Source organism: Alteribacillus bidgolensis (genome assembly GCF_002886255.1).
In the GTDB taxonomy this organism is placed as follows: Bacteria; Bacillota; Bacilli; order Bacillales; family Marinococcaceae; genus Alteribacillus; species Alteribacillus bidgolensis.
This window is the reverse complement of record NZ_KZ614149.1, coordinates 1,564,592-1,583,861: the sequence shown is the minus strand read 5'-3', so window position 1 is coordinate 1,583,861 and position 19,270 is coordinate 1,564,592. Positions and strand designations below refer to the sequence as shown.

Genomic DNA, 19,270 nt, shown 5'->3' with positions numbered 1-19,270 from the left:
GCATTCACTGAAGAGGAGGTTCAATCATGAATGGGAGGAAAATTAGAATATAAAGGTGTCGTTTTTGTCATCTTATCAGCATCGTTTTTATTTTCATTTAGCCAATTCCTATTAATTACGGCATATCCAACAATTATGGACGAATTTAATGTCAATGCAACTCAAGTACAATGGCTAACTACATCTTTCTTACTCACAACCATTATCTTTATTCCCATGACAGGGTATTTATCGAATACCTTTTCATCGAAAACCCTCATTGTTTTTTCACTTTCATGTTTAGTCGTGGGTACAGTAATGGGAGGATTGTCTCAAAATTTTAGCACATTAGTTTTATCTAGAGTTGTTCAGGCCATTGGCGCAGGCATAATCATCCCATTGGTACAGACCATATTATTGTCAGTATTGCCATACGAACGAAGAGGATTTGCAATGGGGCTTTTAGGATCCGTCGTCAACGTAGCACCTGCTAGTGCACCATCAATATCCGGTTTAATTATTGATCTTTTCAGTTGGCGTTCCCTTCATTGGGTGATCCTTCCGATCGTAATCATCACATTAATTTTAGCTATATTTGTGATGAGAAATGTGTTAGAGAAACAAGAAGCGACGTTAGATCTTTTTTCAATCATCCTTTCTTCAATCGGTTTTTCTTTATTTATTTTCGGTTTAAGTAATATTAGTGTAACAGGAATTACAGACGTGCTTGTCATCATGCCAATATTGATTGGCGTTATATCCCTTTTCATTTTTGTACGTCGTCAAATGACTTTATCCTTGCCAGTTCTTAATGTAAAATTATTTCGTAATCCCACATTCCGTTTGGCAATGATTCTTGTCTTTATAAATATGATGCTTTTGCTAGCTGCCGAGACAATTCTACCCATGTTCGCTCAAGATGTTCTTGGGACCAGTGCATTTTTATCTGGTTTTATTCTTGTTCCCGGAACGGTGCTTCTATCCGTCATAACAATTATTTCCGGTAATCTATATGATCGTTATGGAGGTAAAAAGATCTCCATGATCGGCTTTATCCTCACGTTCATATCGTTATTACTACTGAACACTGTAGACATGGGGAGCTCGCCTTATTGGATAATGATTCACTTTTGTGTATTTATGCTCGGTTTTGGATTAACACTTATGCCACTTGTTACTGTGAGTATGAACGCCTTGGACGATGCAGACATCCCTCATGGATCTGCCATTGTAAATACGGTACGCCAATTTGGTATGACTTTTGGCATTATCGTTCTCACTACTATTATTAGTGTCACCACTTCAATCATGGACACTTCTTATGAGGTTGGCACATATTGGGGAACGTCCTATGCGTTTATAGTGATGGCTATGTTAGCGCTAATCGGACTTACGTTTACAATGTTTATAAAAGAAAGTATAAAATAAATGTGTGATCGCCTCAATGAAGAGAATGGCGCATGTTATTCAAGAACGCTCTTCAATAATCGTCAACAATAGGTAAGCACTCTTTAATATCCCTTTTCTCAAATAACCTTTGAGATTTTTATTAAAAGGACTGTAATTATGCTTAAAATATAACGCACTGCAAGAAATGAAAGAGGAAGGCGCAGGAGAACGTTTCGAACCATGATTGGGGTATGAAAAAATGAAGAAGCAAGTATTAACAGCAGTCATAGCAGCTGTATTATTGACGGGCTGCAATAATAATGCAGAAATAGAAGAAAGATTCCATACATATACAAAGGAAAACAAATATAAGAAAGAAGATATTTTCTCATAGAAAAACACCCGATGAAGGAAGAGTCGAACAGGCAGTGAGGAAGGCAGCAGACGACACGCAGCAGAGATACGCCATACAGCGAAATTAGTTTTGACCTGACGGGTGACTGTTCGATTTTGCGCTTATGGCGACATATAAACGCAATTTTTCCTTGCAAAGAAACGGTGCTAACGGTATAATGTTCAATGTGAACAAATCGAAGGGACGCTTTATTTTTCGGTTGTAAACCTTGATAGCGTTGATTTTCAATGACTTTAACGTAATATAACGCAACGTTCCGTTAGCTCAGTTGGGAGAGCGCCACCTTGACAGGGTGGAGGTCACTGGTTCGAGACCAGTACGGGACACCATAACACAAATGCTCAAGCCCTTGTTATATAGGGCTTTTTCTTATGCCTTAGACTGATACAGTTTAGGGCATTTTTTATTAGTACAGCCATTTTGGGGACAATTTGGGGACAATTATATTTTTAAGGCATATTTTGAGGTATTGAAGAAGGAATAATAGAAATACTTGTATGCATATTGTCCGATTAAGATAGGAACATTCTTTTCTTGAGCAACTATATATACATATATATCCTATAAGGAGTGAAAAAAAAAGCGATACTTGTGATACGTTTCCCCCTATCTCAGTTATGACAAGGGATTGAGTGTATCATAAGTTGTTTTAAACTCGTGTGCAAACTTGTGATACATCCATAAATTCGTGCGCACATAAAAAAAAAGCCCGGATCATTACCGAGCTTTGAACAAAGTATCCAATTTATCCGCCGCTTCTTCATCTGCTTGCCTCATATAATGACCGTAGACATTCATAGTAGTTTTAATATCTGCATGGCCTAACCGCTCAGAAATAACCTTAGCATGAACGCCTTGATTGATAAGCAGAGCGGCCGCCGTGTGGCGAAGATCATGGAAACGGATATATTTAAAGCCGGTGCGCTTGATAAACCTTCTCCACCATGTGCCGGGAACAGTAGGGTAATAAGGTTTGCCGTTCCATGTAGAAAAGACAAAGTTATGTTTTCCACCATCCCATAATTCAGCAGCTTGCAGGCGTTCTTTCTTCTTCTGGTGGCTGTATTTCTTCATTTCTTCTACAACAAACGAATTCATAACTACAGTACGCTCTGATGAACTGGTTTTAGGTTTCTTTAAATGGTAGCCTTCTCCTTTGATATGCTGCAAAGAATGATTTACTTCTATGGTTCTGTTCTCCAGGTCTATATCTTCCCATTGAAGCCCGAGCAATTCACCACGCCTCAAACCCGTGGTAATGGCTAGTGTAATCATTATACGTTGATGGATCGGCTCATCTTGCAATTTAATGAATAATTCCCGTACTTCCTCATCCGTATAGACTTCTGTTTTCACCTGATCCACTTTTGGACGTTTCACACTTGCTACAGGATTATATTTAATGATTTTCCATTCATGCGCCCTGCTGAAGATGTCCTTTAATATTCTGTAGTGGTAGAGGATGCTGGAAGAAGCTAGGCCACCGGGTTTGCCGTCCTTTCGTACTCCGTCTTGCTCTAAGCTGTCCAGGTAATCAATAATATGGATAGGTTTTATATCTTCCAAGCGAAAGTATCCTAATGATGGCAAAATGAAATTATTCAATGGATACATATAATTTTCCAGTGTTTTAGGAGACAAATGTTTTTTCGCATGTTTTCCCTTCCACTCTTCCACAAAATCAGAAAATTTAATTTGAGAAGGATCTACATATTCCCCTGCTTCAATTTCCGCTATGAATTCAGCTAACATTCTCCTGGCTTCTGTTTTATTTTTGGCTTTAACTGTCTTTTGCTTCTTGATCCGCTTCCCATGTTGGTTAAATTTCATGCTATACACAAGCCGCCAGGAATTAGATCCACGCTTTTCAATGCTTCCGTTACCAGCCACGCGAAAACCTCCTAATCTAATATGGTTTCGATTAACGTAAGGATTTTTTCTTTCTCACTATCACTGATCCGCTTCCCTTTATACTCTACATATTCATTCCCTGTGATTATTTCGTGTAAATCAGCTACATAACTTCCAGGAGGTGTGGCAGGAGGTGAAGCTTGTTCCCAATCCTTTATTTTTAAAACCTCGATTGCATTGACAACACCTTCGTCCAAAAAACCAGCTATTCTCAATGGTTCAACTCTAGAAATTTTCAAAGCATCAGCTAGCTTAATGACAGTGCTTTTCTTTGGGGTGCTATGTTTTCCGGTTTCAATTTGTGAAATATAACCTTGAGATATACCGCTTCGTCTAGATAACTCCCTTGCAGATATACCTTTTTCTTCCCTTGCTTTTCTTATATATTTTCCAATATCAGACATAAGGAAAAACTCCTCTACATATTCGTTAATTCTATATTAAAGGCAGTGATTAAAAATATCAATAAAAATGATTAAAAAAATCTAAAAAGTGATTGATTTTATCTTTCACAAGTGATACGATGTATATGTAAATAATAAAAGGTAGGTGGAGCTATGGTTAAAATGACTGTAAAAGATACCGAGGAATTAAGGCTTATGATCGCTAGGGAAGGTAAGTCACTAAGGGATTTTTCTGGAGAAATAGGAATTTCGCAAACGTACCTATCACAGATATTGAATGGAGATTATTCCCCGTCACCAAAGGTAAGCAGAAAAATATCAGAGGGTTTAAACGTGGAGATTGATGATATTTTTTTAGTTGAAATGATAGAAAAAATCAATCATAAAAGGATATGTAATGGGTAAACGTACTAAATAAAAGGAGGTGGACAGCGTGAAAGAAATTATTGAGCTTCTAGAAGTACCAGAAGGTGTAGTGATTGAAACACCTGACATAAATGCTAACGGGTACAGGTTCAAACGGGAAATCGGTGTTACTGTATGCAATTGAACGTTTTTTAGGACATGAAAATGTATCGAATGTGGCTTTACAAGATTTACAGCATAACCGTTTTAAACTTGCACATTTACACGGAAAACTAGCCAATATTTCAGCGGATCTTTCTTCTAAGTTGATGGATGGAAGCGAAGTATTTAAGAAAATTACTTCAGGGGACACGGTGAACGCTGAGAAGAAGGGAAAAGATAGCTTTGATTTTATCCCTTTTGCGAAATTGATGTTTTCAGCGAATGAGCTTCCACCATCCAATGAATTAGGCCATTCTTTCTTCAGAAGATGGGTGCTTATTGAATTTACACGAACATTCACCAAAGAGGAGCGAGATCCAAAGCTAACTTGTGATACACTCAATCCCTTGATATATAAGGCTTTATGCTATGTGTATCATAAGTATCATAAGTTTTTTAACTTCTATAGAAAACAAGAAATATATATTTGTGGCTGTTATAACTTGTGGCTATTGAGGACAATGCTGGGGACAAATTCAGCCATTTTATATTAAACTTTATCCAATGGAACAGATTAATTAAAACCTAAGGGATATCCCATAGTATCAGTCTTGAAATTATTCCATCTGTTACAATCATACTTTCTATCCTACATTGACAGGTGGAGGTCAATGGTTCGAGCCCAGTACGGGACACCATAACACGTAAACTTACACCCCTTGATACATAGGGCTTTTTCTTATGCCTTAGACTGATACAGTTTAGGGCATTTTTTATTAGTACAGCCATTTTGGGGACAATTCTTTAGCTACTTCTGAGCTTTCATAAGGTAATTCATTATCCATTTCAAAATAACCGCCATTACTAAATAGACGATGAAGGAGAAAAAGGAATTCCATTGAATGTATTGATAAATATCTAACCAACGAAATAAATTTTCAATAACAAAAGCCAATATGGCCCCGGATATCACGTTAGCTATAATGAAAGATTGCCAAGTTGAGAAAAACTGATACAGTAGCATATAAACAATGGGAAGTATAACTACTGTGGATGTGACAAATGGTGGAGATATTGGTGTAAAGCTATTGGGATATGTAGTTAAAACATTTTGGATAGTAATAGAATCTAATAGTGAACTTAAAATAGCTATTATGCCACCTGCAGTTAATAATTCAAATAAACGTGTTCTATCTAATAATTTGTAAGCAATGTATATAAACAGAATGTTTAACCCGAATTGTAAAAACCAACCAAAGGAAAACAAATTTTCATTTATCCAATACGCCCAATAGGAATCTCGAAATTCTTCTCGAAGATTTACTATTTCATCCCAAGAAGGATATTGATTGTTATTCACACCCTCACCCCCGTAAACTCCATGATAATACTTAGGTTTTCCCGTATGAAAAATCATTATGCAAAATTCATAAAAATGGTGGTGCTATAACCGTCTTGAATCGTTTCTGGTTGGAGTACGAACTGTCGATTGGCACTTCATAAAATTCGGAAAACACTTTAAATCAAGTATATATTATCTTCAGCATTAGAGCGCGATTGTAGAAGATCATGAGAAATTAAGCATCCCATACATACAAAGCCTTATTTAAGATTTTGTATGTATGGGATTTATTTATACAAATTATATACCGCCATTCATACTTTGATTTAAATGCCATATACACACGAGTTTGATCATAAGTATCAAAAATTTAGCACGAGTTTAAACAAACTTGTGATACACTCAATCCCTTGATATATAAGGCTTTAAGCTATGCGTATCATAAGTATCATAAGTTTTTTAACTTCTATAGAAAATTAAAAATAAATGGCTACTGTTATAACTGGTTGCTATTGGGGACAGTTTGGGGACAATTTCAGCCATTTTTAATAAAACTCATCTAAAAGATCCGATTAAAACACATGGCATGTATTGTCATATAAAGGTTAAAAATATTCCATCTGTTACAATCATACTTTCTATCCTACATTGACAGGGTGGAGGTCACTGGTTCGAGCCCAGTACGGGACACCATACATAAAACAGTCAAACCCCTTGCTGCGCAAGAGGTTTTTTGCTATTTTAGTGCAGATAATTAATTAACTGGAAAATCTAATATATGCGCTTTGTGCACATTTTGTGCACCTATGCTAAAGTGATTGTTCATCAGTAAAATAAGTGTTTTCAAATCTTTCCGCAGCCCGATCCTGGATGTCCTGATTTACATGAGAGTACCTATCTAATGTAATTCCGACACGACTATGTCCCAAACGTTCAGACACAACCTTAGGATTCTCACCAATTTCCAACATGGGAGTGGCATTAGTATGACGTAGATCATGAAAGCTTATTTTGGGCACGTTTGCTTTTTCGATAAGACGATAAAATTCACGCGAAAGGTTGCGAGGGTCTTTTGGTTTTCCGAATTCTAAACAAGTAACTAAACCTCTGTCATTATAAACCGAGCCAATATCAGATTTAAATTATTCTTGATTATTCTTAAACTCTTTTAGTTCATTAACGACAAATGTTGAAATGGAAATCTGTCTTTTAGATTTTGAAGTTTTTGGTTCTTTAAAAACCAATCCATTACCGGATAGGTTTACTTTCTTTTTAATTTTCTAAAATCTCGAGAGGCTCTTGTTTGCGCCGAAAACGCTTCGTTCCACAGCAACGCAGATGTTCAAAAGGACCAAAGCCGGTAACTTGGAGTTTCAGTACACGTTTTGCTTGAATGTCCTGATGGATATAAACATCAATTCCATCTACATGGGTGAAGACCATGTCATGCACCGCTTTTGTCGGAACTTCGTTTGTTACCATGACATCGACTAATTCTTTTTTCTTCTTGAGGTTAAAGAGGTGGAATGGATACAGCGCAACCGTATTTCCATTCTTTCTGACCCATTTTTTTGTTTTCTCATCCATGTGAATATGGCCCATTTCAAAAAAACTCCTTCTAATAAAAGATTTTTTCCACTTGATTCTATTACCTGGGTTTTTCCTAGGAAACGGTAGTTATAAATAGGTATGAAAAGAAAATATAAGATATTTTTATTTACAGGTAAGTAATTAACAATATTTCACGTATATCCATTTTTAAAACATTAAAAACTATTTGGCACTATGGGGGGCAGGATTTAAAAGAACAGAATGAGAAGTATAATCCACTAAATGACTTAAATATTTAGGCAATTTAATAATTAAGGAAGCATCGGTTACGGTTGGTGATATATGCATTAAAGAATTTAGAATTAGAGGAAGTATGGATTAACAACAGATTCGATAAGGCAGAGATGACAAAAATTAAACTAATCTAATATATGATTTTGTTAAATTAATTATTCCACGTTATAGGAGGATCAGCTATGTGGGATTACAGAATAATAAAATCCAAACAAAAAGACGGAAGTGAATTATATAGCATTGCGGAAGTGTATTTTAAGGATGATGGTAAACCTTGGGGATTCGTAGAAGCTGATGGTTCATTTCTTACTTGGGAGACGGTTGAAGATTTAGAGAAAAACATAGACTGGTTTAAAGAGGCATTTAATAAACCTGTTTTTAGAGAAAAAGAAGATGGAACTCTTATAGAGAGAAAAAATAAATAAGAAACTCTAGACTAAGCGCTTACTGATTATAGTAGGCGTTTTTCTTTTTCTCAGAATGACCATATATGGCATGAAACAGCAAAAATTAGTCCCTCTCAGCAATTCTATTTATATATGAAGAGTCACGTCTAAAAAAATTATTTAAAAAGTTAATAAAAACTATTTACAAATCTGACCAGTCAGATTTGGAGGGTTAAAGTTGCATCCATTAGAATATTGCGCCAAAATTTTTGATTATCAATACAAAGAAATAGCAGAAGAGTTGGGAGTTAGTAAACAGACTATAACCGATTATATAAAAGGAAAAACGAGGTATATACCTAAAAAACATCTTCCAAAATTATCAGAACTATTTAATGGTATAGATCCTACATTTTTTAATAAAAAGGAACTTAATGAGGTTGAAGAGCTTGATGTGCAAATAGCACATATTGAAAAACTTTCTGCAAAAGAATATGAGGAAGTAGAAACTGATGGGGAAATTCTTATTAGTGATCCTTTATCTTCTGAAAGAAGCCGTCTATATAGCCTTAGAAATAAGAAGGTTTTAGTAAATAAGATATTTGAACACATAGCTGATGGAGATAATAGCCATAAATCAAGTGTAGTAAAACAAATAGTGAATGTTTTTGAAGAAAGAAGTCGTGATGAAATTGATGCATTATATATTTTTACATATATTCTTTCCACTAACTGGGGTAAACCAGCAGGTATGAGGAAGAAAGATGAACAATTAATGGAAGATTTAAAAGATGTTTTAAAAAAGCATCTTGATATAGAAATAATTTAAGGAGGTGGTTAAAATCTAAAAGAATAGTAGTAGTATCAATGGTTGCTCGTTGGAACAAGGCAAGGGGAAAATCTAAAAATTAATGGAGGAATGGATAATGAATAATTCAAATGAAACAATTGGTGTAAAAGACTTTGACGTATTGGTTAGAGCAATCCATGATAAAAGTAGTGAGTTAGTTGATGTAACGTTTTAGAAAGAGAAGTAGAAGAAGTATCAATTGATGCATACAAATTAGCTTTTGAAACGTTAGCGAAGCATGTTAGGGGATTTGCTGAAGCTCATGATGACGGTAGTCTACTTATGAGTATGGTTATGGAATCAAATGAAGAACTAGAAGATGAAGAAGCATTTAGTCTAATTGAACAGTCTTTAAGTAAATAAAAAATAATGGAGGAATGGAGAATGAGTATGAATCATGAAGAATTATCTTTATATGAAGTAACAACGATGATTATTGCCGAGTGTTTTGACGATAATGAAATTTACAATTCTGTTTCAAACAAATTTAACTTACATAACGATGATGTTTTTGAGATTGATGATTTCATTGAAAAAGAGTTTCCAGAAGAGTATAAGCAAGCTAAAGCTGAAGTAGAATCTGAGATAAATAAAAACTAGGAGGAATGGTGAATGACAAAAATTTACGATTTCAAAAAGGGAGCAGAAAAGAAGCAGCAAAACATGGATACAAAGGCAAAGCACTTTCCTGAAATGAACCAATCAGAGAAAACGGTAACACTTCCAAAGAAAAGAATGGATGAGTATATGTTTAATGTTGAAAATACCATTAATAGGTGGAAAGAATCACAAAAAATGAATAAATCATTAATGAAAGATATTGAAGACCTGAGAGACATGGTATTTGATTTTCAAGAAGGACAAGACAAGCAATTAGCTTTGTATAAACTAGCAGAGCACTTCAGAATTTATTCATTTTATGGATAAAATTGCCGAGAATGAAGAGGATGAATTTTACAGCGAACCTGCAAAAAAACAAAGTGAAATGTATCATGCCGGTTCATTCTCAATGATTGATGATGAATATGGATGGATGAAGGAAGAAGAGGAATATTTTAATGAAGGGATGTGATAAATGAATGAAGTTAATGATTGACCCCAAAGAGTATAAGGAAAATACAGCGTTTAAATTGATTATTCTTAAATTCCTTTTGTCCTTTAAAGTATGTAAGTACGTTTTCCAGTATCTCCTTTTCGGTTGCCCAACCTTTATAGTCAATTATTTCTAAAGAAAGCGCCTGTTTTGGTGTGCCCGGTATGTTTAACAGCTAGGTAGTGAAAGTATACTACGGGGGTAGCAGTGGTCCGGGGTGATCGGGAAGCTGAAGGAAGCCGGAAGAATTTGTTTTTAAAAAAGGATAGGTGTTGCGGGTATCAACAGTACTTCGGCAATTTCTAATATGGAGTATCCCCTCTGCTGTTGATGACTGTTTTATTCCAAATATACAAAAACCATACAATTTGGTATCAAGAATAAATATATGTAATTATACTCAAGATTTTATCCATTATATATATTTACCGTAAACATAACAACATGTTACAGCGGGCTGGACTTAAAAAATCATTCACCAATTACATTAGCGATGAAGTTCTGTATGCCATAAAAAAAAATAAAATATTAACAGGAGAAATTTATACCTTGAGGAGGTCTCAAGTGAACTTAAAAGGGAAGAAGCTTCTTGTAACTGGTGCAGATGGTTTTATTGGTTCACATTTAACAGAGGAATTGGTGAGAAGTGGTTATGATGTTCGTGCATTTATGTATTACAATTCCTTTAATTCCTGGGGCTGGCTTGATCATTCACATCCCGAGGTTAAGCAGAAGATCGAAGTATTCCTAGGCGATATTCGTGATCCGCATGGGGTAAAGGAGGCGATGAAAGATTGTGATATTGTTTTTCACTTAGCAGCTTTAATTGCCATTCCCTATTCCTATCACTCTCCTGACACATACATTGACACAAATATAAAAGGGACTTTAAATGTTTTACAAGCAGCTCGAGAATTAGGAGTGGAAAAAGTAGTGCATACTTCAACGAGTGAGGTTTATGGCACCGCTAAATACGTTCCAATTTCAGAAAACCACCCTCTGCAAGGTCAATCTCCTTATGCTGCTTCAAAGATTGGGGCAGATCAATTGGCACTTTCCTTTTATTACTCCTTCTCTACACCTGTTTCGATTATTCGCCCCTTTAATACGTATGGTCCAAGACAATCAGCTAGAGCAGTTATTCCCACCATTATTTCTCAAATTGCAACAGGAGAGCGAAAGATTAAATTAGGTCATTTATCGCCAACAAGAGATTTTAATTATATACAAGATACGGTTCGCGGATTTATGGAGGTTGCTCAATCGGAGAGAACGAATGGAGAAGTGGTAAATATCGGGAGTGATTTTGAGGTTTCGATCGGGGAAACTGTTGAAACGATTGCAGAGGTTATGGAAGTTGATATTGATATAGAAACAGATCCACAACGAATGCGGCCAAAAAAAAGTGAAGTTGAGCGACTTTGGGCAGATATTACAAAAGCGAAAAAACTATTCCGTTGGCAGCCTAAGTATGGGGGAAAAGCTGGTTTTAAACAAGGAATAAAAGAAACAGCCGAATGGTTCAGTCATCCTGATCATCTAAATCAATACAAAGCAGATAGGTACAACATATGAACAGGAATTTGGATGCTAATCATATCGTGAAGCTCTTGAAACACGGCACAAATCAACCAGGAGAAGTGATTCCATTACATGAGCCTTCTTTAACAGGGAAGGAATGGCAGTATGTAAAAGACTGTTTAGATAAAGGCTGGGTATCCTCCGTTGGTGAATATGTAAATTTGTTTGAGAAAAAGCTGGCCCAGTACACAGGGGCGCGTCATGCGATAGCTGTCGTGAATGGAACCGCAGCATTACACCTTGGCCTGAAGATCGTAGGAGTTGAATATGGGGATGAGGTTCTGCTTCCTGCCCTTACCTTTGTAGCGACAGCCAATGCTGTCCATTATTGTGGTGCTGTCCCGCATTTCATTGATAGTGATATGGACACTCTTGGAATAGATCCGAAAAAGCTTGATGATTACCTTAAGGAAATTACGGTTCAGAAAAATGGTTGTAGTTATAATAAAAAAACAATGCGTCCAATCAAGGCTTTAATCGCAGTACATACTTTCGGTCATCCTGCGGATTTGGATTCCATTCATACAGTATGCAATAAATATCATTTGGATTTAATAGAAGATGCTGCGGAAGCATTAGGTTCTTATTACAAACAAAAGCATACAGGTAATTGGGGGAAGCTTTCAGTCCTTAGTTTTAATGGAAATAAAATCATTACCACAGGTGGAGGTGGAGCGATACTGACGAATGACACGGGTGTAGCTGAGATAGCTAAGCATGTAAGTACAACAGCGAAAATCCGGCATCGATGGGAATTTATTCACGATCAAATTGGTTATAATTATCGCTTACCTAATATTAATGCAGCATTAGGATGTGCTCAAATCGAGCAAATCGATCAATTTATTAACAAAAAACGATCCTTAGCAGAGAAATACAGACAATTGTTTAAAAACGTAACAGGTATTACTTTTTTTAGAGAACCAGCATATGCCCGAAGTAATTATTGGCTGAATACATTGATATTAGATGAAAAGTATACAGCAAGTCGTGATTCGCTTTTAGAAGCAACTCATGAACAAGGTATCTTAACCCGGCCTGTTTGGACCTTAATGAATAAACTTGACATGTTTCAAAACTGTCCACATATGGATCTATCGATTGCTGAAAGCTTAGAACAAAGAATGATTAATATTCCAAGCAGTTCTAAATTGGGAGGTGAAGATGGTTAAGCGCAAGGTTTGTGTCGTGACTGGGACACGTGCAGAATATGGTTTACTATCCACCTTAATGGAAGGTATAGAAAAAGATCAGAAATTACAACTACAAGTGGTTGTCACAGGAATGCACTTATCTCCCGAATTTGGGTTAACTTATAAGGAAATAGAAGAAGACGGTTTTATTATTCATCATAAGGTAGAAATGCTTCTATCCAGTGATACTGCTATTGGCGTTACGAAGTCAATCGGGTTAGGGATAATAAGCTTTGCGGATGTTTTTCAGCAATTACAACCTGACATTATCGTTTTGTTTGGTGACCGATATGAAGTTTTAGCGGCTGCTCAAGCTGCTTTAATAGCTAAAGTTCCGGTGGCTCACATTTCTGGAGGTGATACAACGGAAGGTGCATTTGATGAAGCGATTAGGCATAGTATTACAAAAATGTCTCACCTTCATTTTGTGACAAATAAACTTTCTTGGCAAAGAGTACGTCAATTAGGAGAAAACCCGAAACATATTTATAATGTTGGAAGTTTGGCGATTGAACGCATTTATCGTGTAATGCGTATGAGTCGCTTGGAATTAGAAAAGTCGCTTCCATTCTCCTTTTTAAGAAAAAATTTATTAATTACTTTCCATCCCGTTACACTCGAAAATCAAGCCTCCAGCCAACAATTAAAAGAACTATTAGAAGCACTAGATCATCTAGGGCCTGATTTTGGATTAATTTTTACTAAACCAAATGCAGATCCAGAGGGACGAGAGTTCATTCGCTTATTAGATGATTTTGTTTCGACCCGCCCAAACGCTCGTGCTTTTACCTCTTTAGGACAATTACGTTATTTTAGTACGATTGCTCAAGTTGATGCAGTAGTAGGCAACTCTTCAAGTGGTATATATGAAGTTCCTGCTTTTCGAAAACCAACAGTCAATATTGGGGATCGGCAAAAAGGAAGATTGCAAGCTTCCTCGGTTATTAATTGTGCTGCTAAGAAAGTGGATATTGAAAAAGCAATTCATGCAGCCCTCGTTAAGGATTGCACCTCTACTGTTCACCCGTATGGGGAAGGAAATAGCTCTAAGAAAATAATTCTTATTATAAAGAGAATAACAGACTACAAGGCTTTGTTAAAAAAACATTTTTTCAAAGCAGGTGGTGTATGAAGGACCAAAAACATGTTTTTATCATTGCGGAGGCCGGAGTAAATCATAATGGTTCTTTAGACATGGCAAAGAAATTAATTGATGCTGCAGCTAGAGCAGGCGTGGATGCTGTAAAATTTCAAACGTTTAAGACCGAGCAAATGATCCTGCCTCAAGCGCCGAAAGCTGTGTACCAAATGCAGAATACGGATTTAAACAAATCCCAGTATGAGATGATAAAAAAATTAGAATTAGACCAACAGATGCACTATATTTTAAAGGAATACTGCCTGCAGCGGAAGATTCAATTCATGTCGACTCCTTTTGATACAGAAAGTCTTGATTTTCTAGTAAATACATTGCATATCCCTCGTATAAAAATTGCCTCTGGCGAAATAACAAACGCACCTTTATTGCTACAAGCCGCTCGCTCTCAAAAAAACATCATATTATCTACAGGAATGTCTACTTTAGGGGAAATTGAAGAAGCGTTAGGAGTTCTTGCTTTTGCTTATTTGGAGCAGAAAAGTCAACTTAAAAATCCATCGCGCAATGCTTTTAAGGAAGCCTATTACTCTGAGGAAGCTCAAAATTATTTAAATCAACATGTGAGTTTACTTCATTGTACAACAGAGTATCCAACACCATTTCATGAAGCAAATCTACGCGTATTAAACACACTAAGTCAATGCTTTCATCTAGAAACAGGTTATTCCGATCATACGTTAGGAACTGCTCTCCCCTTAGCAGCCGTTTCATTAGGAGCCACAATTATTGAGAAACATTTTACACTTGATCGGAATTTACCAGGCCCTGATCATAAGGCATCGCTAGAGCCTGAAGAGTTAACACAAATGGTTCAAGGGATCCGTCAAATTGAGCAAGCACTTGGTTATTCATATAAAAAGCCAGCCCCATCAGAACTGAAAAATAAAGAAATCGCTCGTAAAAGTATTGTGGCAGCAAAACACATTCAAAAAGGTGAATTGTTTACAGAAGAAAATTTGACAGTAAAGAGGCCGGGCAAGGGAATTTCTCCTTTAGAATATTGGAATTTGTTAGGGGAAAAGGCTTCAAAATCGTATGTAGAAAATGAGATGATCAAATGAAAATAGCTATATTTGGAGCATCTGGCTTTGCTCGAGAAGTAAGGGATATTGCTTATGTTTTGGGTTATAAAAATATTGTTTTTATTGATAAAAAAACGGAAAGAAGTATTGATGGGTTTCCAATTGTTTCTGAGAAGAAGGTAAATTCACTTGCTGAAAAAGACTATCATTTCATTATTGGTATTGGTAATCCTGAGATTCGAAAAGAAATAAAAGCCAGATATCATGACTTAAAATATATTAATCTTGTACATCCTTCCGCAACATTTGGATTTAGGCAGTTAGCAGAATTGGAGAAAAGAGTTGGAAATGTTATATGTGCTGGAACAAGAATGACAAGCAACATCCGTTTAGGTAACTTTGGTGTTTATTATCTTAATTGTACGATCCCCCATGATTGCGTTATTGAAGATTTTGTGACCATTTCTTCAGGGGTAAATATCTCAGGAAATGTAAAAATATCAACAGGTGCTTATATAGGTACAAATGCCTGCATTCTCCAAGGTAAATCACTGACTGATAAACTAGTTGTCGGGAGAAATACAATCGTAGGAGCTGGCTCTGTAGTCACAAAAAGTGTCCCCGAAAATACAATAGTAAAAGGCATTCCAGCAAGATAATGGAGAAACAAAATTGGAAGGGGACAGAAAGGGCATGGAAGATTGGCAAAAAGTATTAGTACCGCCGCATACAAAAATTCAAGAAACAATCCAAATGATAGATGCACACGCCTTACAAATTGCCCTTATCGTAAATGAAGATAATAAATTATTAGGTACAGTGACCGATGGCGATATACGTCGAGGAATACTCAGTGGTGTGTCTTTAAATAACAATGTAAATCAAATTATGAATACAAACCCGGTTACTATTCCGAAAATGAAAGATAAAAAAAGTATATTAGAGATTTTAAAAGTCAACAAGCTGCGTCATCTTCCTGTCGTTAATGATTCCGGCTGCGTTGTAGGGATTGAACGGTTAGAGGATCTTCTCCATCCTGCGGATAGTAAAAACTGGGTTGTGATCATGGCAGGAGGGTTAGGAAGCAGACTGCAACCACTAACGAATAAATGTCCTAAAGCGATGCTACACATTGGAGGTAAACCAGTATTAGAAACGATATTACAGCACTTTATTACACAAGGATTCCATCGATTCTGTATTTCAGTGAACTACAGAGCAGAGCAAATTATCAATTATTTTGGTGATGGTTCTAAATGGGGAGCAGATATTCGTTATATACAGGAAGACAGAAAGATGGGAACAGCCGGTTCTTTAAGCTTGTTTCCGATAACAACTGAAAAGCCGATCATTGTAATGAACGGAGATGTTTTAACAAACGTAAATTTTAATCAGTTAATGAACTTTCATAGAGATCAACAGGTAGAAGCTACCGTTGCTGTACGGAGCTTCGATTTTCAAGTTCCCTATGGTTTTGTGAAAGTAAAAAAAGATAGGTTAATAGGTTTTGAAGAAAAGCCTATTTATACAAGCTTTATCAATGCAGGAATTTATGTACTTCATCCGGCATTGTTAAATAAAATTCCTAAAAATTCCTATTTTGATATAAATCAACTATTTGAGATCATGCTTTTAAATAAGGAGCAAATATCAACATTTCCGATTCGGGAATATTGGATTGATATTGGAAATATGGAAGATTTCAATCAAGCAAAGTTAGATTTTAACGAGGTATTCAAATGAATGGTATTATTGTTGGTTATGGTTCGATTGGGCAAAGGCATGCACGCATTTTAAAGAAACTTACTAGAAGATTATCGGTGGTTAGTAAAAGAGATATTCCATTCCCTTTAACGTATCCATCTTTATCAAGTGCCTTAGAGCAGGAAAATCCAGATTATGTTGTTATTGCAAATGAAACGTCAAAACATTATGATTCGTTAGCTCAACTAGCAAAAAGCGGGTTTAAAGGGATAGTTCTCATTGAAAAGCCACTATTTGATCGGGTAAAGGGGACTCCAAACCATCTTTTTAAAGAAGCGTATGTAGGATACCATTTACGACATCATCCTATACTACAGAAAATTTTTGAAATAATCAAAAATGAACGGACATTATTTTGTCAAATTTACGCAGGGCAATATTTACCTTATTGGAGACCTGAAAGAGATTACAAATTAAGTTATTCAGCACAATTAAATAAAGGTGGGGGGGTTCTGCTTGACCTTAGCCATGAGCTTGATTATCTCCACTGGTTTTTCGAGGATTGGAACAGCATCGCAGCAAAAGGCGGGAAGTACAGTAGTTTACGCATAGATAGCACTGATATGTTCAGCTTGATGATGGAGATGGAAAAATGTCCAATGGTTCAAGTACATCTAAACTATCTTGACCGTATTAATAGAAGAGAAATAACCATAATTACTGATAAATACTCGATCAAAGCAGACTTAATTCAACAAACGCTGCAAATAAATGAAGAAAAGATGGATTATCAAATTAATCGAGATGATACGTACGTATTGCAGCATAAAACGATTATGAACGGAGCGAAAGATAACTTGTGTACGTTACACGAGGGTTTAAAAGTCGTAAAAATGATAGAGGCTGCGGAACAATCAATGAAACAGAGGAAGTGGATTTACAAATGAACAGATTATGTACCATTTGTGCTCGTTCTGGTTCTAAAGGCATTGTTAACAAAAACCTTCGCTATCTTGCAGGTAAACCTCTATTAGCCTACAGTATATTGCAAGCGAAAGCCGCTGGATTATTTCAATATCTCGCAGTAAGTAGTGATACTGATGATCTTTTAAGAATAGGTAAAGAATGGGGAGCGGATTACTTAATAAAAAGACCTGATCATTTAGCAACCGATTCAGCACCTAAATTACCCGCTATCCAGCATTGTTTAAAGATCGTAGAAGACATATCTAAAGAAACCTTTGATGTCATTGTAGACTTAGACGCGACTTCTCCGCTTCGGTTTGTTTCCGATATAAAAAATGCAGTAGAATTACTTGAAACAAAGGGAATATCTAATGTTTTAACAGGAACCCACGCTCGTCGTTCACCTTATTTTAATTTAGTTGAAAAAAATAAACAGGGAGTTGTACAACTTTCTAAACCACATTCCTCCCCTATTTTTCGTAGACAAGATGCTCCCGATTGTTATGACTTAAACGCATCCATCTATGTTTGGAAACGAAAAGCCCTTTTAAGTCAACATACGTTATTTCATAAAGATACAGAATTATATATCATGCCAGAAGAACGTTCGATTGATATTGACTCCCCATTGGACTTCGATATTGTCGAATTTTTAATGAGTAAGCGGGGGAAAAATAGTGGATCAAACATCGTATAAAGATCTTTTTAGTATGGTTAATAAAACGGCTGTTGTTACCGGTGGATTAGGGATATTGGGGAGACGCTTTTGTGCCGGTTTAGCTGAGTTTGGAGCAAATGTGGTCGTCGTCGATTTAGAAGAAGAAAAGACAAAAGCTTTTGCAGAAAAGCTAACAGATCGTTATCAAACGAAATGTATGGGCATTGCTTGTGATGTTTCTTCACCACAGGATGTTAAGAATATGGTGGCAAGAGTCATAGAAGCCTTTTCTGACATTCATATTTTGCATAATAATGCTGCTCATAAATCAGATGATTTAAACGCTTTTTTTGCTCGTTTTGAAGAATACTCCTTAGCTGAATGGCGGAAGATTATGTCTGTCAATGTAGATGGTATGTTCCTCGTTGCTCAAGCTGTTGGCTCACAGATGGTGAACCAGGGCAAAGGCGGAAGCATCATTCAAACTTCCTCTATTTATGGTATGTTGGGACCAGATCAACGAATTTATGAAGGTTCCTCCTATTTAGGGTGGGAAATTAATACACCGGCTGTTTACACAGCCTCCAAGGCAGCAGTGATAGGTTTAACCAAATATTTAGCGACGTATTGGTCGAATAAAAACATTCGGGTAAATACATTAACTCCTGGTGGTAATGAAAGCGGACAGAATAATACCTTCAAGAAAAAATATTCAGGTAGAATCCCATTAGGAAGAATGGGAAAGCCTGACGAAATGGTAGCAGCTTTAATTTACTTAGCTTCTGATGCTTCTAGTTATGTGACAGGTCAAAATATTATTGTTGATGGAGGATTAAGTGCTTGGTAAATACAGGAAAAGGAGGTAA

Annotated in this window: 23 protein-coding genes and 1 tRNA gene; 19 read left to right on the top strand and 5 right to left on the bottom strand. The window is 36.2% G+C overall.

Annotation, left to right across the window (positions count from 1 at the left end):
• The first annotated feature begins 30 nt into the window (after positions 1 to 30).
• The 3 genes from CEF16_RS08010 to CEF16_RS08005 all read left to right on the top strand — a co-directional run bounded on the left by CEF16_RS08010 (position 31) and on the right by CEF16_RS08005 (position 2,112).
• Positions 31 to 1,407, top strand: coding sequence for a DHA2 family efflux MFS transporter permease subunit (locus CEF16_RS08010; RefSeq protein WP_091585152.1), 1,377 nt, complete (start codon positions 31 to 33; stop codon positions 1,405 to 1,407).
• A gap of 220 nt (positions 1,408 to 1,627) precedes the next feature.
• Positions 1,628 to 1,762, top strand: a complete 135-nt coding sequence (locus tag CEF16_RS24820) for a hypothetical protein (RefSeq protein WP_281259158.1) — start codon at positions 1,628 to 1,630, stop codon at positions 1,760 to 1,762.
• Between the two features lie 274 nt (positions 1,763 to 2,036).
• A tRNA-Val gene (locus tag CEF16_RS08005) sits at positions 2,037 to 2,112 on the top strand.
• A gap of 388 nt (positions 2,113 to 2,500) precedes the next feature.
• Here the strand turns inward: CEF16_RS08005 and CEF16_RS08000 are convergent.
• Both CEF16_RS08000 and CEF16_RS07995 read right to left on the bottom strand, forming a co-directional pair.
• Entirely contained in the window at positions 2,501 to 3,673 is a 1,173-nt protein-coding gene (locus CEF16_RS08000) for a tyrosine-type recombinase/integrase (protein WP_245917802.1), read from the bottom strand.
• Positions 3,674 to 3,684: 11 nt separating this feature from the next.
• Complete coding sequence (locus CEF16_RS07995) at positions 3,685 to 4,098, bottom strand: helix-turn-helix domain-containing protein (protein ID WP_091585154.1); 414 nt, start codon at positions 4,096 to 4,098, stop codon at positions 3,685 to 3,687.
• Between the two features lie 162 nt (positions 4,099 to 4,260).
• Between CEF16_RS07995 and CEF16_RS07990 the strand changes: the two genes are divergently transcribed.
• Both CEF16_RS07990 and CEF16_RS07985 read left to right on the top strand, forming a co-directional pair.
• Complete coding sequence (locus CEF16_RS07990) at positions 4,261 to 4,503, top strand: helix-turn-helix domain-containing protein (RefSeq protein ID WP_245917801.1); 243 nt, start codon at positions 4,261 to 4,263, stop codon at positions 4,501 to 4,503.
• Between the two features lie 125 nt (positions 4,504 to 4,628).
• Positions 4,629 to 5,159, top strand: coding sequence for a DUF5906 domain-containing protein (locus CEF16_RS07985; protein WP_091585158.1), 531 nt, complete (start codon positions 4,629 to 4,631; stop codon positions 5,157 to 5,159).
• Between the two features lie 254 nt (positions 5,160 to 5,413).
• Here the strand turns inward: CEF16_RS07985 and CEF16_RS07980 are convergent, their stop codons facing one another.
• From CEF16_RS07980 to CEF16_RS07970, 3 genes are all read right to left on the bottom strand, one after another.
• Positions 5,414 to 5,965 (bottom strand): CBO0543 family protein, encoded by a 552-nt coding sequence (locus tag CEF16_RS07980; RefSeq protein WP_091585160.1) that lies wholly within the window; start codon positions 5,963 to 5,965, stop codon positions 5,414 to 5,416.
• Positions 5,966 to 6,756: 791 nt separating this feature from the next.
• A complete protein-coding gene (locus CEF16_RS07975; RefSeq protein ID WP_245917978.1) occupies positions 6,757 to 7,077 on the bottom strand; it encodes a tyrosine-type recombinase/integrase in 321 nt (106 codons plus the stop codon).
• A 142-nt stretch (positions 7,078 to 7,219) separates the two neighbouring features.
• Positions 7,220 to 7,549 (bottom strand): hypothetical protein, encoded by a 330-nt coding sequence (locus CEF16_RS07970; protein WP_091585162.1) that lies wholly within the window; start codon positions 7,547 to 7,549, stop codon positions 7,220 to 7,222.
• A gap of 425 nt (positions 7,550 to 7,974) precedes the next feature.
• On the opposite strand from CEF16_RS07970, the gene CEF16_RS07965 reads away from it, so the two are divergent.
• The 14 genes from CEF16_RS07965 (at position 7,975) to CEF16_RS07905 (ending at position 19,251) form a co-directional block, all read left to right on the top strand.
• Entirely contained in the window at positions 7,975 to 8,217 is a 243-nt protein-coding gene (locus CEF16_RS07965) for a hypothetical protein (RefSeq protein WP_091585164.1), read from the top strand.
• Positions 8,218 to 8,416: 199 nt separating this feature from the next.
• Entirely contained in the window at positions 8,417 to 9,007 is a 591-nt protein-coding gene (locus tag CEF16_RS07960) for a helix-turn-helix domain-containing protein (RefSeq protein ID WP_091585166.1), read from the top strand.
• A gap of 405 nt (positions 9,008 to 9,412) precedes the next feature.
• The gene (locus CEF16_RS07955; protein ID WP_091585168.1) at positions 9,413 to 9,628 is read left to right on the top strand and encodes a hypothetical protein; all 216 of its coding nucleotides are present in this window, start codon (positions 9,413 to 9,415) and stop codon (positions 9,626 to 9,628) included.
• A gap of 12 nt (positions 9,629 to 9,640) precedes the next feature.
• A complete protein-coding gene (locus CEF16_RS07950; RefSeq protein ID WP_091585170.1) occupies positions 9,641 to 9,955 on the top strand; it encodes a hypothetical protein in 315 nt (104 codons plus the stop codon).
• Positions 9,948 to 10,100, top strand: coding sequence for a hypothetical protein (locus tag CEF16_RS23650; RefSeq protein WP_170031703.1), 153 nt, complete (start codon positions 9,948 to 9,950; stop codon positions 10,098 to 10,100). Before CEF16_RS07950 ends, CEF16_RS23650 begins: the two co-directional genes overlap by 8 nt.
• A gap of 585 nt (positions 10,101 to 10,685) precedes the next feature.
• A complete protein-coding gene (locus CEF16_RS07945) occupies positions 10,686 to 11,696 on the top strand; it encodes an NAD-dependent 4,6-dehydratase LegB (RefSeq protein ID WP_245917800.1) in 1,011 nt (336 codons plus the stop codon).
• On the top strand, positions 11,693 to 12,874 hold the full coding sequence (locus CEF16_RS07940; protein WP_091585174.1) for a LegC family aminotransferase: 1,182 nt from the start codon (positions 11,693 to 11,695) through the stop codon (positions 12,872 to 12,874). Before CEF16_RS07945 ends, CEF16_RS07940 begins: the two co-directional genes overlap by 4 nt.
• Complete coding sequence (gene neuC, locus CEF16_RS07935; protein WP_091585176.1) at positions 12,867 to 14,027, top strand: UDP-N-acetylglucosamine 2-epimerase; 1,161 nt, start codon at positions 12,867 to 12,869, stop codon at positions 14,025 to 14,027. The genes CEF16_RS07940 and neuC overlap by 8 nt, the downstream gene beginning before the upstream one ends.
• A complete protein-coding gene (neuB, locus tag CEF16_RS07930; protein WP_091585178.1) occupies positions 14,024 to 15,115 on the top strand; it encodes an N-acetylneuraminate synthase in 1,092 nt (363 codons plus the stop codon). Before neuC ends, neuB begins: the two co-directional genes overlap by 4 nt.
• Entirely contained in the window at positions 15,112 to 15,735 is a 624-nt protein-coding gene (locus CEF16_RS07925) for an acetyltransferase (protein ID WP_091585180.1), read from the top strand. The genes neuB and CEF16_RS07925 overlap by 4 nt, the downstream gene beginning before the upstream one ends.
• A gap of 34 nt (positions 15,736 to 15,769) precedes the next feature.
• Entirely contained in the window at positions 15,770 to 16,819 is a 1,050-nt protein-coding gene (locus CEF16_RS07920; RefSeq protein WP_091585346.1) for a nucleotidyltransferase family protein, read from the top strand.
• A complete protein-coding gene (locus CEF16_RS07915; RefSeq protein ID WP_091585182.1) occupies positions 16,816 to 17,727 on the top strand; it encodes a Gfo/Idh/MocA family protein in 912 nt (303 codons plus the stop codon). Before CEF16_RS07920 ends, CEF16_RS07915 begins: the two co-directional genes overlap by 4 nt.
• Positions 17,724 to 18,443: an acylneuraminate cytidylyltransferase family protein gene (locus CEF16_RS07910; RefSeq protein ID WP_091585184.1), complete on the top strand. Its 720-nt coding sequence runs from the start codon at positions 17,724 to 17,726 to the stop codon at positions 18,441 to 18,443. Before CEF16_RS07915 ends, CEF16_RS07910 begins: the two co-directional genes overlap by 4 nt.
• Positions 18,424 to 19,251 carry an SDR family oxidoreductase gene (locus CEF16_RS07905; RefSeq protein ID WP_245917799.1) on the top strand — a complete coding sequence of 276 codons (828 nt, stop codon included), beginning with the start codon at positions 18,424 to 18,426 and terminating at the stop codon, positions 19,249 to 19,251. The genes CEF16_RS07910 and CEF16_RS07905 overlap by 20 nt, the downstream gene beginning before the upstream one ends.
• Positions 19,252 to 19,270: the final 19 nt, after the last annotated feature.

Coding starts and splice junctions, on each gene's coding strand:
- CEF16_RS08010 (WP_091585152.1), top strand. CDS start 31: ATGGGAGGAAAATTAGAATATAAAGGTGTCGTTTTTGTCATCTTATCA.
- CEF16_RS24820 (WP_281259158.1), top strand. CDS start 1,628: ATGAAGAAGCAAGTATTAACAGCAGTCATAGCAGCTGTATTATTGACG.
- CEF16_RS07995 (WP_091585154.1), bottom strand. CDS start 4,098: ATGTCTGATATTGGAAAATATATAAGAAAAGCAAGGGAAGAAAAAGGT.
- CEF16_RS07990 (WP_245917801.1), top strand. CDS start 4,261: ATGACTGTAAAAGATACCGAGGAATTAAGGCTTATGATCGCTAGGGAA.
- CEF16_RS07970 (WP_091585162.1), bottom strand. CDS start 7,549: ATGGGCCATATTCACATGGATGAGAAAACAAAAAAATGGGTCAGAAAG.
- CEF16_RS07965 (WP_091585164.1), top strand. CDS start 7,975: ATGTGGGATTACAGAATAATAAAATCCAAACAAAAAGACGGAAGTGAA.
- CEF16_RS07955 (WP_091585168.1), top strand. CDS start 9,413: ATGAGTATGAATCATGAAGAATTATCTTTATATGAAGTAACAACGATG.
- CEF16_RS07950 (WP_091585170.1), top strand. CDS start 9,641: ATGACAAAAATTTACGATTTCAAAAAGGGAGCAGAAAAGAAGCAGCAA.
- CEF16_RS23650 (WP_170031703.1), top strand. CDS start 9,948: ATGGATAAAATTGCCGAGAATGAAGAGGATGAATTTTACAGCGAACCT.
- CEF16_RS07940 (WP_091585174.1), top strand. CDS start 11,693: ATGAACAGGAATTTGGATGCTAATCATATCGTGAAGCTCTTGAAACAC.
- neuC (WP_091585176.1), top strand. CDS start 12,867: ATGGTTAAGCGCAAGGTTTGTGTCGTGACTGGGACACGTGCAGAATAT.
- neuB (WP_091585178.1), top strand. CDS start 14,024: ATGAAGGACCAAAAACATGTTTTTATCATTGCGGAGGCCGGAGTAAAT.
- CEF16_RS07925 (WP_091585180.1), top strand. CDS start 15,112: ATGAAAATAGCTATATTTGGAGCATCTGGCTTTGCTCGAGAAGTAAGG.
- CEF16_RS07920 (WP_091585346.1), top strand. CDS start 15,770: ATGGAAGATTGGCAAAAAGTATTAGTACCGCCGCATACAAAAATTCAA.
- CEF16_RS07915 (WP_091585182.1), top strand. CDS start 16,816: ATGAATGGTATTATTGTTGGTTATGGTTCGATTGGGCAAAGGCATGCA.
- CEF16_RS07910 (WP_091585184.1), top strand. CDS start 17,724: ATGAACAGATTATGTACCATTTGTGCTCGTTCTGGTTCTAAAGGCATT.